This window comes from Agrococcus sp. HG114 (genome assembly GCF_024723325.1).
GTDB lineage: Bacteria > Actinomycetota > Actinomycetes > Actinomycetales > Microbacteriaceae > Agrococcus.
The window spans coordinates 1-357 of sequence record NZ_JANQCH010000311.1 but is presented as its reverse complement, the minus strand read 5'-3'; the positions used below and the strand labels follow the sequence as shown (position 1 = coordinate 357).

Below are 357 nucleotides of genomic sequence, written 5' to 3'. Positions count from 1 at the left end.
GCTGAAAGGTGCGTTGAAGTGTTGGTATGTATGTGTTTTAAAGTATTGAAAACCCTTAAAATTGGTTGCACAGAAAAACCCCATCTGTTAAAGTTATAAGTGACCAAACAAATAACTAAATAGATGGGGGTTTCTTTTAATATTATGTGTCCTAATAGTAGCATTTATTCAGATGAAAAATCAAGGGTTTTAGTGGACAAGACAAAAAGTGGAAAAGTGAGACCATGGAGAGAAAAGAAAATCGCTAATGTTGATTACTTTGAACTTCTGCATATTCTTGAATTTAAAAAGGCTGAAAGAGTAAAAGATTGTGCTGAAATATTAGAGTATAAACAAAATCGTGAAACAGGCGAAAGA

1 pseudogene is annotated in these 357 nt (G+C 32.5%); it reads left to right on the top strand.

What is annotated here, in order from left to right:
• Positions 1-144: 144 nt before the first annotated feature.
• A pseudogene (locus NWP09_RS13560) lies at positions 145-357 on the top strand (protein rep); the annotation flags it as partial.